Source organism: Caulobacter sp. D5, from assembly GCF_003185805.1.
Lineage (GTDB): Bacteria > Pseudomonadota > Alphaproteobacteria > Caulobacterales > Caulobacteraceae > Caulobacter.
The window spans coordinates 21,320-36,374 of the sequence record NZ_QHJY01000116.1; the positions used below are offsets into that span (position 1 = coordinate 21,320).

At 66.3% G+C, this 15,055-nt stretch carries 11 protein-coding genes; 9 read left to right on the top strand and 2 right to left on the bottom strand.

Going from position 1 to position 15,055, the window contains the following annotated elements:
- Positions 1-260 precede the first annotated feature (260 nt).
- A complete protein-coding gene (locus DMC18_RS08800) occupies positions 261-3,758 on the top strand; it encodes an AAA domain-containing protein (protein ID WP_110117567.1) in 3,498 nt (1,165 codons plus the stop codon).
- Positions 3,755-5,488, top strand: a complete 1,734-nt coding sequence (locus tag DMC18_RS08805) for a phospholipase D-like domain-containing protein (RefSeq protein ID WP_110117568.1) — start codon at positions 3,755-3,757, stop codon at positions 5,486-5,488. Before DMC18_RS08800 ends, DMC18_RS08805 begins: the two co-directional genes overlap by 4 nt.
- Before the next feature lie 35 nt (positions 5,489-5,523).
- On the opposite strand, the gene DMC18_RS08810 is transcribed toward DMC18_RS08805, so the two are convergent.
- A complete protein-coding gene (locus DMC18_RS08810) occupies positions 5,524-6,426 on the bottom strand; it encodes an S-4TM family putative pore-forming effector (protein ID WP_146218019.1) in 903 nt (300 codons plus the stop codon).
- A 438-nt stretch (positions 6,427-6,864) separates the two neighbouring features.
- On the opposite strand from DMC18_RS08810, the gene DMC18_RS08815 reads away from it, so the two are divergent.
- A complete protein-coding gene (locus DMC18_RS08815; RefSeq protein ID WP_110117570.1) occupies positions 6,865-8,826 on the top strand; it encodes a conjugal transfer protein TraG in 1,962 nt (653 codons plus the stop codon).
- 2 nt (positions 8,827-8,828) lie between these two features.
- Positions 8,829-9,245 (top strand): CopG family transcriptional regulator, encoded by a 417-nt coding sequence (locus DMC18_RS08820; RefSeq protein ID WP_110117571.1) that lies wholly within the window; start codon positions 8,829-8,831, stop codon positions 9,243-9,245.
- Between the two features lie 29 nt (positions 9,246-9,274).
- Here the strand turns inward: DMC18_RS08820 and DMC18_RS08825 are convergent, their stop codons facing one another.
- Positions 9,275-9,961 (bottom strand): hypothetical protein, encoded by a 687-nt coding sequence (locus DMC18_RS08825; protein ID WP_110117572.1) that lies wholly within the window; start codon positions 9,959-9,961, stop codon positions 9,275-9,277.
- Positions 9,962-10,149: 188 nt separating this feature from the next.
- Here DMC18_RS08825 and trbB point away from each other — a divergent pair, with 188 nt between their 5' ends.
- From trbB to trbJ, 5 genes are read left to right on the top strand one after another with little or no spacing between them, the layout of a single operon-like run.
- Entirely contained in the window at positions 10,150-11,115 is a 966-nt protein-coding gene (gene trbB, locus DMC18_RS08830) for a P-type conjugative transfer ATPase TrbB (RefSeq protein WP_110117573.1), read from the top strand.
- Entirely contained in the window at positions 11,112-11,504 is a 393-nt protein-coding gene (locus DMC18_RS08835; RefSeq protein ID WP_199228260.1) for a TrbC/VirB2 family protein, read from the top strand. Before trbB ends, DMC18_RS08835 begins: the two co-directional genes overlap by 4 nt.
- Entirely contained in the window at positions 11,501-11,770 is a 270-nt protein-coding gene (locus DMC18_RS08840; RefSeq protein WP_110117574.1) for a VirB3 family type IV secretion system protein, read from the top strand. The genes DMC18_RS08835 and DMC18_RS08840 overlap by 4 nt, the downstream gene beginning before the upstream one ends.
- A 5-nt stretch (positions 11,771-11,775) precedes the next feature.
- Positions 11,776-14,184: a conjugal transfer protein TrbE gene (gene trbE, locus DMC18_RS08845; protein WP_110117575.1), complete on the top strand. Its 2,409-nt coding sequence runs from the start codon at positions 11,776-11,778 to the stop codon at positions 14,182-14,184.
- Positions 14,185-14,186: 2 nt separating this feature from the next.
- Positions 14,187-14,936: a P-type conjugative transfer protein TrbJ gene (gene trbJ, locus DMC18_RS08850; protein WP_110117576.1), complete on the top strand. Its 750-nt coding sequence runs from the start codon at positions 14,187-14,189 to the stop codon at positions 14,934-14,936.
- Positions 14,937-15,055: the final 119 nt, after the last annotated feature.

Here is a 15,055-nt window from a genome sequence, read left to right on the forward strand (position 1 = left end):
CGTACAATGGCGCGGAACCTTCACAACGCGCGACCACTAACCGGGTCGTCGCCTCTGCCTGACGGGGCCGACCACAGAACACCATTGGTCGCAGCGCGATACCGACCGTTCACCAATGCCCTGTACGCGATTTCGCGCCTCTGACCTCGGTTTGAGGGGCATGTCAGACGGCTTCGCAAGCGCGAGGTAAAGGCCAGGAATCGACTAGCCAAATCCTCAACTCATCGATCAAATAGCGCGCAACGTAGGGGCGACCTCAAGTGATCATCCGTTGTGGCGACTATGAGCTGACAAAGCCTATATTGCGCGGTGACAAGGCGGGCCTGCGTGCTTCCCTTTGGGAAGCCACGGATGGCGGACTTTTCCTTTTTGCGCGCACTTGGCCTCGAACAGGCGCGTTGCGAGATCTTGCTGGCCTCTGGAACCTCGAAACGCGGACCCTGCTGCGGCTGAATGGGTATCCGCGAAGCGAAGAACATTTTGTTCGCCTGCGAGATTTAGGGGTCGATGAGGAGCGGTACTATGTCGTCCTCGATGCAGGGGATCGTTTCCCGCTCTCGGTCTTGGCCTTAGATTCCCGAAGATCTGGTTCCATCAGAGCGTTGCGCACACCGGCTGGGCGACGGAACCTGTGGCGAGGTGTTCGGACCATTGCTACGGGCCTTGGTATTCTACACGCCGAAGGCACGCTTCATCGCGCGCTCGGTCCGGACTCCATCTTCGCGGATGATCGCAGCGAGGGTGACTTTCGGCTCAGTGGCTTCGAGTGGAGTCTGCGGGTAGCGGCGCCAGCGGCGGGCGCCGGTACCGCTACAGGCCAAACAAAGCGCCTAAGAGCACCAGAGCTCGATAGAACTGATGGTGGCTATGGATTCGCCACCGACTGGTTCGACCTTGGAATCCTGGTAGCGGAACTGCTCGGCTTTGATGTTTCGCGGAAAGGACGGCGGCCGCTAGATCGTCTGCGGACCCAGATCGAAACCTCCAACCATCTCAACGCCAAAGAGCGGTTTGTGCTGATGGGCCTGCTGGAACCGACGCCAGAGCTCAGGCTAGCACAGACGTCAGAGGTTTTACCGCGCCTGGCGGATGCGTCCGCAGCAGTAAGCCACCGCAGCAGCCAGCCCGACAAACCGCTGATCATTGGCTTTGCGCTTGGCGCCAGCTCCGGCGTGTCGCGCGCGATCAACGAGATTACCCAGGGCCGTGAGGCAATCCGTCTGGACGATGTTCCCGCCCAACTTGCCTTTATCGAGCAGGATCTCAAAGCGGCTACCCATGTCAGCATCCGCGCTCATGACGGCTTGCGGTACGTAGTGAATGGCGCGCGTATCCAATACAGCGTCCAGCAGTGGCGCCGGCCCGAACCAACATGGGATGTTGGGTTCTGCACGAAGGTGGAGCTCGCGCCGCCAGAATCTCTCGATCAGCTTGTGCCCTTGGACGGGCGCCACATCGAGCCAAGAGCGGCGCCAGAGCTTGCGCGCACTTTGCTTAAGGCCCGTCAGCGCGCTGCCGCATGGGATGTCGTGCTGCCGCCGGACACCCGGGTCGAGGCCCTTTCGGAGCAGCAGCGGCGAATCCTCGATTTCTTCGTTCTGACCAATCAGCTGGACGCCTTGCTGAGCGCTGCTCGGATTTGGCCGGTGAAGGTCGTAGACGTTTACGAGCGCAATGACGGCTTTGAGATCGAAGTCACACCCGCTCCGGAAGAAGCGCGCGATTCGCTCGCGATCAGTCTCAAACTCTCCCAGACCGCGACACAGATGCGTGACGGACTGTTCAGTCTCAAGCCGTCCGGCGACGAACTTAAGTTTGAAATCGACGAAGAGGGCCTGCTCGTCCGAAGAGAAGGCCCGCGTCGCGCGGCCTGGCGCTACGAACGTGCCTATCATCACTCTGCTGGCGACCGCTATGTCTTCTGGACGGATGAAGTGGCCGCCCGCCCGCCGTTGCACGGCGCCAAAGCTTATGTGATGCCAGCGGGCCTCGGCGGCACTGTGGCCCAGCTCAAGCGCCGTCAACGGGCCATCGAAAACATGCGACAGCATGCCGGCCTTCTATCAGCCATCGCTGACCCCGATGCGTCACGCCGCGACACATCCGACAAGCCGCGCCAGAGCGAAATACTGGAGGGATTGGACTCGTCCAAACGGCAAGCCCTCGACGCGATCTGGGGGACCCAGCCCCTCTTCACACTTCAAGGGCCGCCCGGAACCGGCAAAACACGATTGCTTGAAACGGGCATCGTGACGCTGCTGGAAGAAGACCCGACGCGACAGATTCTGGTCACGGCGCAGTCCCATGAAGCAGTGAAGAACGTTGAGCGTAAACTTCTTAAGCGGCTTGCCGAGCAAACCAATCCCTCAGAGCGGCTGATCATTCGGCTCGACGACGACAAGGACGACCAGCACGTCACCAAGGTTGCGACTGACTTGCGGGCGTCACTTGCGAAAAGCGACTTAGCTAACAAGCTGCCGGATGGCCTGAGAAGACGCCTAGTGGCAGAGGCGGGCCTGGATGTCACGACCCGGGAAGCGCGCAGCTTCGAAGTCCTCGTGCGGGATTCGGCGAATATAGTTTTGGCCACCTCCAACTCCGGCGACCTCGCCCGAATGGAGGGCAATCGCACCCGGTTCGACTGGTCGATTGTAGAGGAAGCTGGCAAGGCCCACGGCTTCGACCTAGCTCTAGCTCTGCAGAGCAGCCCGCGCGTGGTGCTCATCGGCGACCAAGCACAACTACCGCCCTTCAACTACGAGGCGCTCTACGCGCTTTTCAATGAGCCCGATCGCATCTTGGAGGCAATCAAGCTCGGTGGGGGCTTTGCTCCAAGCTTGGTCGACCGCACCTTTAGCGTTTTAACCGAGGACGATCGGCAGCGGTTTAAGCAAGACGCGCCTTTGTGGCGCGACATGGTGCTGTTCTTCGGAGATTTGTTTAGCCGCTGCCTGCTCAGTGAGCGACGCAACGTCAAGATGGCGTATCGGCTAAATGAGCAGCACAGAATGCACCCCGTGATCTGCGAGCTCGTGTCTGACGGATTCTACAAAGGCGATCTCGAAACACACGAGGACGCCCGCGCCCGTTTTGCCAAGGAACCCGTCCCGTTTACGCTGCGGGAGAATAGTTGGCTTCCCGACGAGCCTATCGTCTTCGTAGACCTTCCCTGGGTCCAAGAAGATAAGTCCGCGGTCGGGGAGCACGGCGGACGCATTTCCGGCGGCAGCTATCGCAACGACGCAGAGGTTGAAGCGGCCATTGCCGTTCTCGAACAATTGCGCCCCGTTTCGGGGGAGGCGTGTGAGGTCCAACTTCTTGCGCCTTACAGGGGTCAAGTGCGCGCACTCGCCGGCGCCGCTGCTACGGCGTTGGACGAAGGGCGGTTGGACGCCTTGAAAACTGCTACGCCACCGTTCGCAGGCAAAGCACTCGGCGCCACGGTCGACGAATTCCAAGGTAACGAAGCCGACATCGTGGTCGTCTCCCTCGTCCGAAATAACGATGAAAGCGTCGGCAAGGGGCTTGGCTTTCTCGACCAGCGTAGACTGAACGTCCTGCTTAGCCGGGCAAGGCGAAAGCTGGTTCTGGTGGGCAGCTGGCGATTTCTTGAAAGCCGTATCCCGACTGGTACCAGGCTGTCCGAGGATGACCCGCTCGTGCACATCCAGACACTGATGAGCTGGCTAGAGGCCAACACAGTGCCAGGCCGGGTAGCTCGGGTTGACTATGCCGCTCTTAAGCGAGACGCCTCATGAAGCGCCAGTTCTACCTGCCGGTGTTTAAGGTCGGGGTCGCCTACGTCGTCAAGCAGGGGCGAGCCTGGACAGCCTTTGAGCACGCTCTGCTTTGGCACCTTGCAGAAACGCACTCAACCCTCGATGAGCTTCGGACTTTAAGTGGCTTGCCCACCCGCCTGGTTGTAGGGGCACTCCTTGAGTTGATGGGCGCGGGCTGGGTCTCGCTGACGGTTCACGGCAGCGCTGTGCGCTTCGCTGCGACTCCTGTGGGAGCTCAGTCCGCTCGAAAGACGAAGCTGAACGACAACCTTGTCCCCCGCCGTCGCTCAGACACCCTCTGTCTGGATCGCCTCGTCGGCAGCGCGATCGATCCTCTCGACCTGACGCTAGTCCATAGAGACAAAATTCCCGCAGGCGCAGCGATCCTGCCGTCTCGGACCTTCACGCCTACAGTAAGCCCTACGGATGGAATTGAGCGACTGTTCATGCTCGAGGACGAAAGCTTCGAGGAGTGGGTAGATCATCGTCTCAACTCGCAGAACTTCTACGCTCTTGTGGCGGTGGGCGGCGATGACATCGAAGGTTTGCCCGAGTACGCTCCGCTCGCACTACGGCAGGCGATCGCGGAAGAAGCTGAAAGGCTCGACACGCCGGCCAGCGCTCCTGTCGCGCTCGCCGGCGCAGCCTATCGGCCTTCTCGGCGGTACCAAACCGATGTCGGGCCCGACGATCTGATTGTCGGGACAGAAGCCCATCTGGAGATTCTAGAGCACGTCCTGGCCAACGCGCGTAGCTCCGTCGTTATCCATTCCTGCTTCGTCTCAGGCGGAAGCGTCAATCGTCTGCTCCCAGCCCTGACCGCCGCAGCCAATCGGGGCGTCACGATCGAGCTACTATGGGGCTTACGCTATGCTGACGCTACACGACGCTCCCAGGCGGGTGTGAACGCTGCCAGGGAAGCCATCGCGAAGCTGCCAGACAAGGCAAGACGCCGCATCCTCTTTGCCGATAAGGAAACTAGCTCCCACGCGAAGGTGCTGATTGCCGACAGCGGGCCGCAAGGGCGGTTCGAAGGCTACGTCGGGTCCTGTAACTGGCTTTCGACGATCGACTGGACCGAACTTAGCATTCGCATCCGTGATCCTCGCGTACTGGCGGATTTGGCGGGCATGCTCGCCACCCTGCTGATACCCCCCCATGGCTCCTGGGGCGGAGACGTCCATCGCCTGGTAAAGCTGAAAAAGCGGCTGTCGGGGTTATCGCCGGTGAAAGGCGATATCACTCTCGATCTTCTGATCGATCGCGAGCACCTAGCGCTCGTACGCCACGCCCGCGACGATGCTCAAACAAGGATCGTCTGCGCGTGTGATTTGCTAGGACCGGCGGGTGAAACCTCGGTGTTCGTGCCAATGAGAGTGGCGGCACAGAGCGACTTGCCAGTCGAACTACAGTTCAATCGGCCAACCGACTCGGTGCGTCCCGACCGCGCAATCGCTGCCCAGACAGAGCTGGCCAATGCGGGGATCGCCTTGCGGGACGTCGGGCCGGACTTCCACGCTAAATACCTGCTTTGGGACGATAAAAACCTTTGCGTTACTAGCTTCAATTGGCTGGCGACCACGGCAGACCCTTGGAAACCGAAAGGATCCGAGATTGGCATTCTGCTTTCAGGCAGCGATCTGAACAATGCGCTGCTTGAGCAAATGGAGAGACAGGTGCTGAAGAAGGTCGCCTCAATGGCGGGCTAGTGTACGGAACCACAGAACCTCGGCACTGTCCGACATCAACGAAGACGATCTGCCACAGCAGCCTTCATCTGGAGTTCCAAGGCCGCTCGCCGAAGCCCGTAAAGGCCTGGAATCGTCAGCGGGTTCGACGCCCGGCGACTATAGAGGGCGTTCTGGACATCCCGCGCTAACGCGCTCGCTTCGCCCGGCTCTACATCGCCCGCATCTATTCGGGCGAGGATCGCTTCGACCTCACCCTTGGTCTGCTCTTGGCTCTCGGCCGCGTCCTTTTGACGGAAGTGTTCACGGACAGACCAGACTAGAACTGGCGCGGCTGGCGTTAGAACGATAGCGATCTGCTGGAAGGGGACATTCGTCAGCCAGCAGGCCAATGCCAAGCTAAGCGGGATAGCCCACGCAATCAGCAACACCAATGAGCCGTTGAACCGTCGCAGGGTGGCGTCGTACCAGAGATTGCTGCGGTGGCAGAGCAGGCGCGCTCGAGCGATATCGGTCTGTCCAACTTCCGCAGGATACCAATCCACGAGATCCGCGTCGGTGTCGTGGCGACTCCACGAAGTTGCGGCCTCCTCGATCAGCTCGGCGTCTGGCGCCTTGCCCGCGCTCAGAGCGTTCCAGGGCAAATCCAAGACGGAACAGTCGAAGCACTCAGCGACCTTGGCGGCGCTGCGGATATGACGTCGCTGAGTTCTATCCAACACGGTCACGTCCAGCAGCGTTACGACCAAACTGAACACAGCGACTGCCGGCCGCGCGGCTTCGACCATGAGCCCAACGATGGCTGCGATCACGGGAAGCAGAACAGTCAGAACCAGCTGGATGATGAATACAATTTTTGCCCGATAGAACAGCTCCTGCCGCGCGCGCAGCAGGCGGATGTTCGCCGCATCATTCTGCCGCGCTGGGATGTCATTCACCGGATCGATCTCGCGGAACATATATCCAACGTTCCCCACGTAGCGGGATATCGCGAGCATATATACTCAGGTCGACGGCCTCTGAGCATTTTGTCAGCAATTCCCAAGCGCGAGCGGCTAAAAACCTCCCGAACGTCGTCACGATGCGCACCAGGTTCATCCCTCGATGTCAGTGCGAAACCCTAACGGCCGCTACTCACCGCCAATAGCAGCCAACGCCCTGAAGACGGCGATCAGCGCCTGGCCGGGACGTTGGAAAGGCCGTGCGAGGGCCCCCGGGGTTTTAGCGCAAGCGCTTGAACATGCCGCCGGGCGCCCAGCCAGGACCGTCCTCGACTAGCGTGGAAAGCCCGCCTTGGTCAAAGGCCGCTACGCCAGCGCCTGTCTTTGCGCGCCAGGCTACGAGCAAGCCAAACTCGCGCTGGCGCTCGCCCCGTGCTCCCACCTTCATCCTGTCCGATGCAGGGTTCGAAGGTCCTTTGGCTTACGGCCATTCTTGTGGGCGGTGTCGCGCTCTGCGGGGTGTGGTGCGCCACGCAATGGACAGCCGCGGCGCTCGACTACCAGGCGGGGCTAGGCCCGCCGTGGTTCGTCCTGGCGGGTCGGCCGATCTATGCGCCGCCCGCCTTCTTCTGGTGGTGGTTCGTCTACGACGCCTATGCGCCGGCCGTCTTCCTCCGCGGCGCGGTTATCGCCGCGGGCGGCGCGATCCTGTGCGTGGCCCTGGCCATCGCCCTGTCGGTTTGGCGTGGACGCGAGCAGCATCGCGCCTCGACGTTCGGCACGGCGCGTTGGGCCAGCGACAAGGAGGTCCGTGCGGCGGGTCTGCTGGACGACGACGGGGTCGTGCTGGGCCGCTTCCACCAGGACTACCTGCGCCATGCCGGACCCGAGCATGTGCTGTTCTTCGCGCCCACCCGCTCGGGCAAGGGCGTGGGCGCGGTGATCCCGACCCTGCTGACCTGGCTAGGCTCGACGATCGTCCATGACATCAAGGGTGAGAACTGGACCCTGACGGCCGGGTTTCGCGCCCGCCTCGGTGGGGTGCTGCTGTTCGATCCGACCAACCCGGCGTCCTCGGCCTACAATCCGCTTCTGGAAGTACGGGCCGGCGCGACCGAGGTGCGCGACGTACAGAACATCGCCGACATCCTGGTCGATCCGGAAGGCAGCCTCGACAAGCGTAGCCATTGGGAGAAGACCTCCCACGCCCTGCTGGTCGGGACGATCCTGCACGTCCTCTACGCCGAGCCGGACAAGACCCTGGCGGGCGTAGCCACCTTCTTGTCGGACCCGCGCCGCTCGATCGAGCAGACGCTGGCGGTGATGATGCGCACGCCGCACCTGGGCGAGGCCGGCCCCCACCCCGTCGTCGCCAGCGCCGCGCGGGAGCTCCTGAACAAGAGCGACAACGAACGCTCGGGGGTGCTCTCCACGGCCATGACCTTCCTGGGGCTCTACCGCGATCCGGTGGTCGCGGCCGTGACGGCCCGCTGCGACTGGCGCATCGCCGACCTGGTGGCCAGTCCCTGCAGCCTTTACCTCGTGGTGCCGCCGTCGGACGTCAGCCGCACGCGGCCGCTGATCCGGTTGATCCTGAACCAGATCGTCAGACGACTGACCGAAAGCCTCGAAGGCGTCGGCGAGCGCCAGAAGCTTCTCCTGATGCTCGACGAGTTGCCGGTCCTGGGGCGCCTCGACTTCCTGGAGAGCACCCTGGCCTTCATGGCCGGCTACGGGGTGCGGGCCTTCCTCATCACCCAGTCGCTGAACCAGATCGAGCGCGCCTACGGCCCTAACAACGCCATCCTCGACAACTGTCACGTGCGGGTCTGTTTCGCAGCCAACGACGAACGGACAGCCAAGCGCATTTCGGAGGCCCTGGGCACGGCCACGGAGGAGCGCGCGATGCGCAACTACGCCGGCCACCGTCTCTCCCCCTGGCTCGGGCACCTGATGGTCTCCAAGGCGGAGTCGGCCAGGGCCCTGCTGACGCCGGGCGAGATCATGCAGCTGCCGGCCGACGAGGAGATCGTCATGCTGGCGGGTGTCGCCCCCATCCGCGCCCGCAAGGCCCGGTACTTCAGGGACCCTCGGCTGGCCAGGCGTGTCCTGCCTCCACCTGAGCCCGGACGGTTCGCAGTCACCGATGCCGAGGGCTGGACCGCCCGGGCAGCCCTGTCGGCGGCGACGCTGCAGACGGCCCCCGCCAGGCCCGACCTGGAAGGCGAAGGCCCCAATCCCCGAACCCTGACGCTGCCCCTCGATCCGGCCGAACCCCGGCCGGACGTCGATGAATTCGACTTCGACGATCCCTCGCTCGAAGACCTCGCCGCGCTGGAGGCCCGCCGCCTCGACCGACGCCTGGCCAGGACGGCGCGCCAGGCGGCGATGGACCCCGACGATGGTGTGGAGCTCTGACGATGCGGATCAAGCACACCTTCCGACTGCCACCCGCGCTGGGCGCGCGCTTGGCCGAATACGCCTTGCGGCGACGGCTCTCGCAGGCCCTGGTCGTCGAGGCGGCCCTGGAGAGCTTCCTGTCGCCCGACGGCGCCGAGCAGCTGGAGGCCGCCCTCAGCCGGAGGCTGGACCGCCTTTCGCGCCAGGCCGACCGCATCGAGCAGGTGGCGGGAATCATCCTGGAGGCGCTGGGCCTCTTCGTTCGCTTCTGGCTGGCCAACACCCTGGCCCTGCCGGAAGCCGCCTTGCCAGCCCAGCAGGCCAAGGGTCGCGAGCGATACGAGAACTTCCTATCCGCGCTCGGCCGGCGGCTCGCCAAGGGCAAGACGCTCCCGCAGGACATTGCCGGAGCAACTTCGGAGGCGCCGGAGCCATGACCCCGTCGTTCTAAGCCCGTCCGCCGGGCTCAGGATTGCGAACGCGAGGGCCTCTTTGGTTGTCGTGCGCGGCGGACCGTTGAAGCCGTGCTCGGCGCCGCGTCGGCCTGCCCCGCGTCCGGCGCCGCTACCGCGCTCGGTGTTGCGGATGGCTCCCCTGCGCCAGCGTCGTTGTCGTCCCGTCTCGACCGTCCCAGGACGAAGAGCATCGCGCAGAACAGTCCCGCCGCCGCGGCGATAGCGATGGCCAAGCCGTCAGGCTCCGCGTCGAGATCCAGTCCTGCTGCGAAGAAGCCCAAGGCCAGCCACGCGACCACCGTGATGTCGCTTAGCAAGGTGGTCAGGCGTGAGACCGAATACTGCCAGCCGCCCCAGAAGCCCTTCTCCTGTCGCGGCTCCCGTCGCCCCCATAGCCGCATGCCGAGGACGTCCTCCTCAAGGCGCTCGACCTTAGCCTCCCAAGCCTCCTGCCAGTACTTGCTCCCGCGGTTCTGGAGAGTCCAGGCCAAGCTGCTGACGAGCCCGAAGGCACACATCACCTGGCGCAGATGAGGATCGTGTTTCGGATCCGAGAGGGCCGCGAAGCCTACGAACGCCGCCGCGATGAATCCCCAGAAGAACAGCGAGCGCTGCCAGAAGCGCTCGATCTCGAAGCGGCGCGTCTCGGCCGCATACTGGAGAGCTCTGATCCGAGGATCGTCGGGCGCGATGGGCATAGGCGGAGGGTCGCCGAGAGGCCGCAGCCTGTCCAGTCCGGGCGATGATCCGGCGAGCGTCTACGCCATCGCCTGTCTTTGCACGCCAGCGCCCTCCCAGCACTAAACGCTTGTTGCTCCGGGATAATTTCGACCCTGTCTAGGGGGGCTCCCGCCCGGTTCGCCGGGCCTTGTCGAGGCTCCCGCCGATGTCGGCGCACCCTTCCGCCAACGACGCCCGCGACCGCGCCGGCCGCATGCTGGCCACAGCCCTAGGCCCCGACGTCCGCGCCTGGCTGGCGCAGGACGACGTCGTCGAGGTGATGCTGAATCCCGACGGTCGGCTGTGGATCGACCGCCTGGGCTCGGGTCTGGCCGACACCGGCCTGGTGCTTGGGGCGGCCGAGGGCGAGCGGATCATCCGCCTCGTCGCCCACCACGTCGACGGCGAGGCTCACGCCCGCAGCCCTCGGGTCTCGGCCGAACTGCCGCAAGCGGGCGAGCGCTTCGAGGGCCTGCTGCCGCCGGTCGTCTCCGGACCGGCCTTCTCCATCCGCAAGCCGGCGATCCGGGCCGTGACCCTGGCCGACTATGTCGCCCAAGGCGTGATGAGCGCGGTGCAAGCCGAGGCCCTGGCCGGAGCGGTCGCCTGGCGTCGCAACATCCTGGTGGCGGGGGCGACGGCCAGCGGCAAGACCACCCTGGCCAATGCGCTGCTGGCCGAGCTGGCGGGCGCGGACGAACGCATCGTCATCCTCGAAGACACCGTCGAACTGCGCTGCCCGGCGGCCAACACCGTGGCGCTGCGCAGCAAGGATGGCGTGGCCTCCCTGACCGAGCTGCTGCGCTCGACCCTGCGCCTGCGGCCAGACCGGATCGTGGTCGGCGAGGTGCGCGGGCCTGAGGCGCTCGACCTGGTCAAGGCCTGGGGCACGGGCCACCCGGGCGGCATCGCCACCGTCCATGCCGGCACGCCGCTGGGCGCGCTGCGTCGGCTGGAACAGCTCATCCAGGAAGCGGCTGTGGCCGTGCCGCGCGAGCTGATCGCCGAGACGGTCGAGGTGATCGCCGTCCTCACCGGCCGCGGTGACGCCCGGCGCCTCTCCCACCTCGTCGCGGTCGAGGGCCTGGCCGCCGGCGACTACCGCCTCATCCCTCTTGGAGACGCATCATGACGATCCCTCGCGCGGCCGAGGGCCGCATGCGCGTGCGCTTCACCCTCAATACGCCAGGCTGGATCGGGCGGACTGCGGTCAGCGCCGCAGGCCTGTTCTACGCGCTCCCCGCCCGCGCCGCCGGCTCATCGATGCCGTGGGAAGCCCCGCTGCAGTCGATCCTGGAGTCGATCGAGGGTCCGGTGGCCAAGATCGTGGCGGTGATCGTCATCATCGTCACCGGCCTGTCGCTGGCCTTCGGCGAGACCTCGGGCGGCTTCCGGCGGCTGATCCAGATCGTGTTCGGGCTGTCGATCGCCTTCGCGGCCTCCAGCTTCTTCCTGTCGTTCTTCTCGTTCGGCGGCGGCGCCCTGATCGCGACGACCACCGCGTCGGGCCTGGCGGCATGAGCAGCCAGGACCTGCCGGCCGGCTATTTCGCGGTGGTCCACCGCGCCCTGGTCGAGCCGATGCTGCTGGGCGGGGCGCCCCGCACGGTGGCCATCGCCAACGGCACACTCGCTGCGGCCGTGGGCCTTGGCCTGCGCCTCTGGATGGTGGGCCTGGTGCTCTGGCTGGTCGGTCACGCGCTGGCGGCCTGGGCCGCCCGGTTCGATCCGCAGTTCGTCGAGGTCGGCCGCCGCCACCTGCGCTATCCGCCCTACCTGCGGGCCTGAGCGCGATGCTGTCGCTCAAGCCCTACGCCGACCTGACGCCCTACCTGGCCGATTTCCTGCCGTGGGCGGCGCTGGTCGCGCCAGGCGTCGTCCTCAACAAGGACGGCTGCCTGCAGCGCACCGCCCGCTTCCGGGGTCCTGACCTCGACAGCGCCACGCCGGCCGAACTCGTGGCGGTCACCGCCCGGCTCAACAACGCCCTGCGCCGGCTGGGTTCGGGATGGGCGCTGTTCGTCGAGGCCCGGCGTGATCCAGCCGCTGGCTACGGCGCCGACCGCTTCCCTGATCCCGCCTCGGCCCTGGTCGACCTGGAGCGGCGCGAGCAGTTCGCCGAGGCCGGCGCCCACTTCGAGAGCCGCTACTTCCTGACCTTCGTCTGGCGCCCGCCCGCCGAGGACGCCCGACGCGTCAGCGGCCTGATGATCGAAGGGCGGGCGCAGGACGGCCTGGATGCGTGGGAGCAGACCCAAGGCTTCGTCCAGCGCACCGACCGTGTGCTGCAGTTGGTCGAGGGCTTCATGCCCGAAGCCGCCTGGCTGGACGACGCCGAGACGCTCGGGTTCCTGCACGGGGCGGCGACCACCACGCGCCAGGCCGTCCGGGTCCCCGAGACCCCGATGCACCTGGACGCGCTACTGGCGACCGCGCCGCTGACCGGCGGCCTCGAGCCGCGCCTGGGCGACCAGCACCTGCGCGTGCTCACCGTGGTCGGCTTTCCGACCGCCACCTTCCCCGGGATCCTGGACGACCTCAACCGCCTAGCCTTCCCCTACCGGTGGTCGACCCGGGCGCTGATGCTCGACAAGACCGACGCCATCCGGCTGCTCAGCCGCATCCGCCGGCAATGGTTCGCCAAACGCAAGTCGATCGGGGCGATCCTCAAGGAGGTGATGACCAACGAGGCCGCCAGCCTCGTGGACTCCGACGCGGCCAACAAGGCCGCCGACGCCGATGCGGCCCTCCAGGACCTGGGGGCCGACGAGGTGGCCCAGGCGTTCGTCACCGCCAGCGTGGTGGTCTGGGACGCCGACCCGCGCGCGGCGGCCGAGAAGCTGCGGCTGGTCGAGAAGACCATCCAGGGCCGCGACTTCACGGTCATCGCCGAGACGCTGAACGCCGTCGAAGCCTGGCTCGGGACGCTGCCCGGCCAGGTCTACGCCAACGTCCGCCAGCCGCCGGTCTCGACGGTGAACCTGGCGCACATGATGCCGCTTTCGGCAGTGTGGGCCGGCCCGGCGGGCGATGCGCACCTGGCCGCCGGGCCGCTGCTGCATGCCCGCACCGCCGGGTCGACGCCGTTCCGGCTGGCGCTGCATGTCGGCGATGTCGGCCATGCACTCGTGGTCGGCCCGACCGGCGCGGGCAAGTCGGTGCTGCTGGCGATGATGGCGCTGTCGTTCCGGCGCTACGCCGGCGCCCAGGTCTTCGCCTTCGACTTCGGCGGCTCCATCCGGGCGGCGACCCTGGCCATGGGCGGAACCTTCCACGACCTCGGCGGTAGCGGCGCGCCCTCGCTGCAACCGCTGGCGCGGATCGACGATCCGGCCGAACGCGCCTGGGCGGCCGACTGGCTGGAAGTCCTGCTGGTCCGCGAAGGGATCCAGGCCAGCCCCGAACGCAAGGCGCGGCTCTGGTCGGCGCTCGGCGCGCTGGCCGCCGCCCCCATCGACCAGCGCACGATCAGCGGCCTGATCGCGCTGCTGCAGGACGGCCCCTCCAAGCTGGCGCTGCAGCCCTATGCGGTCGGCGGTCCCGCGGGCCGCCTGCTGGACGCCGAGCACGAGACCTTGGACGCGGCCAGCATCGAGGCCTTCGAGACCGAGGGCCTGGTCGGCGCACCCGGGGCCGGCGCGGTGCTGGCCTATCTTTTCCACCGCATCGAAGGCCGGCTCGACGGCCGCCCGACCCTGGTCATCGTCGACGAGGGGTGGCTGGCGCTGGATGACCCGCAGTTCGCCGGCCAGGTGCGCGAGTGGCTCAAGACCCTGCGCAAGAAGAACGCCTCGGTGGTGTTCGCCACCCAGTCCCTGGCCGACATCAAGGACAGTCCGATCGCGCCGGCGATCATCGAAAGCTGCCCCACGCGGCTGTTCCTGCCCAACGCCCGGGCGCTCGAACCGCAGATCGCGGCCATCTACGCGGGCTTTGGCCTCAACGCCCGCCAGGTCGAGATCATCGCCCGGGCCACGCCCAAGCGCGACTACTACGTTCAGTCCCCGGCCGGTGATCGGCTGTTCGACCTGGCGCTGGGCGAAGTCGCCCTGGCCTTCGCCGGCGCGTCCTCGAAGACCGACCAGGCCGCCATCGACGCAGTGCTGGCCGGCGCCCCCGAGGACTTCGCCGCAGCCTGGCTGCGGGCCCGCGGCCTGCCGTGGGCCGCCGACCTCCTCTCCCCCCTCGACCTGGAGCCTTGAAGATGACCCCGCGTCCGACGCGGCGGCGCCTGCTGGCGGCCGGCCCCCTGATCCTGGCGATCGCCACGGCCCCGACCGGAAGCCGTGCCCAGTTCACGGTCTTCGATCCGACCAACTACGCCCAGAATCTCCTGACGGCGAGCCGGTCGCTCGAGCAGATCAACCACCAGATCACCGCCCTGCAGAACCAGGCCCAGTCGCTGGTCAACGAGGCGCGCAACCTGCAGGCTCTGCCGTTCTCGGCCCTGCAGACCCTGCAATCGCAGCTGGCCCAGACCCGGGCGCTGGTCGAGCAGGCCAAGGGCGTGGCGATGCGCGTGGCCGACATCGACGCGGCCTTCGGCGGCGCCTACCGTCCTGCGGCCTTGTCGGCCAGCGGCCAGGACCTCCTCGCCGGCGCCAAGACCCGCTGGACCAACAGCGTCGCGGCCTTCCAGGACGCCTTGAAGGTCCAGGCTGGCGTGGTCGGCAACCTCGACGCCTCGCGCACATCGCTGGACCAGCTCGTCACGTCCAGCCAATCAGCCAGCGGCGCGCTGCAGGCCGCCCAGGCCGGCAACCAGCTCCTGGCCCTGCAATCCCAACAGCTGTCGGACCTCCTGGTGCTGCTGGCCGCGCAGGGGCGCGCCCAGACCCTGGAGGCGGCCCAGCGCGCGGCCGCCCAGGACCAGGCCCGCGAGCAGCTGCGCCGCTTCCTGACGCCCGGCGCCGGCTACCAGCCCGGCTCGGCCAAGATGTTCAACCAGCCGTGAGCGCGCGCCTGACCTTCCGGCTGGCGGCGGCGGGCTTCGCGCTGCTGGCGATCCTGGTCGCGGCGCTACAGGCGCGCCGGCCCGCGCCCCCGACGTCCAGTTCGCGCCCCGCCGTGCAG

Coding starts and splice junctions, on each gene's coding strand:
- DMC18_RS08805 (WP_110117568.1), top strand. CDS start 3,755: ATGAAGCGCCAGTTCTACCTGCCGGTGTTTAAGGTCGGGGTCGCCTAC.
- DMC18_RS08810 (WP_146218019.1), bottom strand. CDS start 6,426: ATGTTCCGCGAGATCGATCCGGTGAATGACATCCCAGCGCGGCAGAAT.
- DMC18_RS08815 (WP_110117570.1), top strand. CDS start 6,865: ATGCAGGGTTCGAAGGTCCTTTGGCTTACGGCCATTCTTGTGGGCGGT.
- DMC18_RS08820 (WP_110117571.1), top strand. CDS start 8,829: ATGCGGATCAAGCACACCTTCCGACTGCCACCCGCGCTGGGCGCGCGC.
- DMC18_RS08825 (WP_110117572.1), bottom strand. CDS start 9,961: ATGCCCATCGCGCCCGACGATCCTCGGATCAGAGCTCTCCAGTATGCG.
- trbB (WP_110117573.1), top strand. CDS start 10,150: ATGTCGGCGCACCCTTCCGCCAACGACGCCCGCGACCGCGCCGGCCGC.
- DMC18_RS08835 (WP_199228260.1), top strand. CDS start 11,112: ATGACGATCCCTCGCGCGGCCGAGGGCCGCATGCGCGTGCGCTTCACC.
- DMC18_RS08840 (WP_110117574.1), top strand. CDS start 11,501: ATGAGCAGCCAGGACCTGCCGGCCGGCTATTTCGCGGTGGTCCACCGC.
- trbE (WP_110117575.1), top strand. CDS start 11,776: ATGCTGTCGCTCAAGCCCTACGCCGACCTGACGCCCTACCTGGCCGAT.
- trbJ (WP_110117576.1), top strand. CDS start 14,187: ATGACCCCGCGTCCGACGCGGCGGCGCCTGCTGGCGGCCGGCCCCCTG.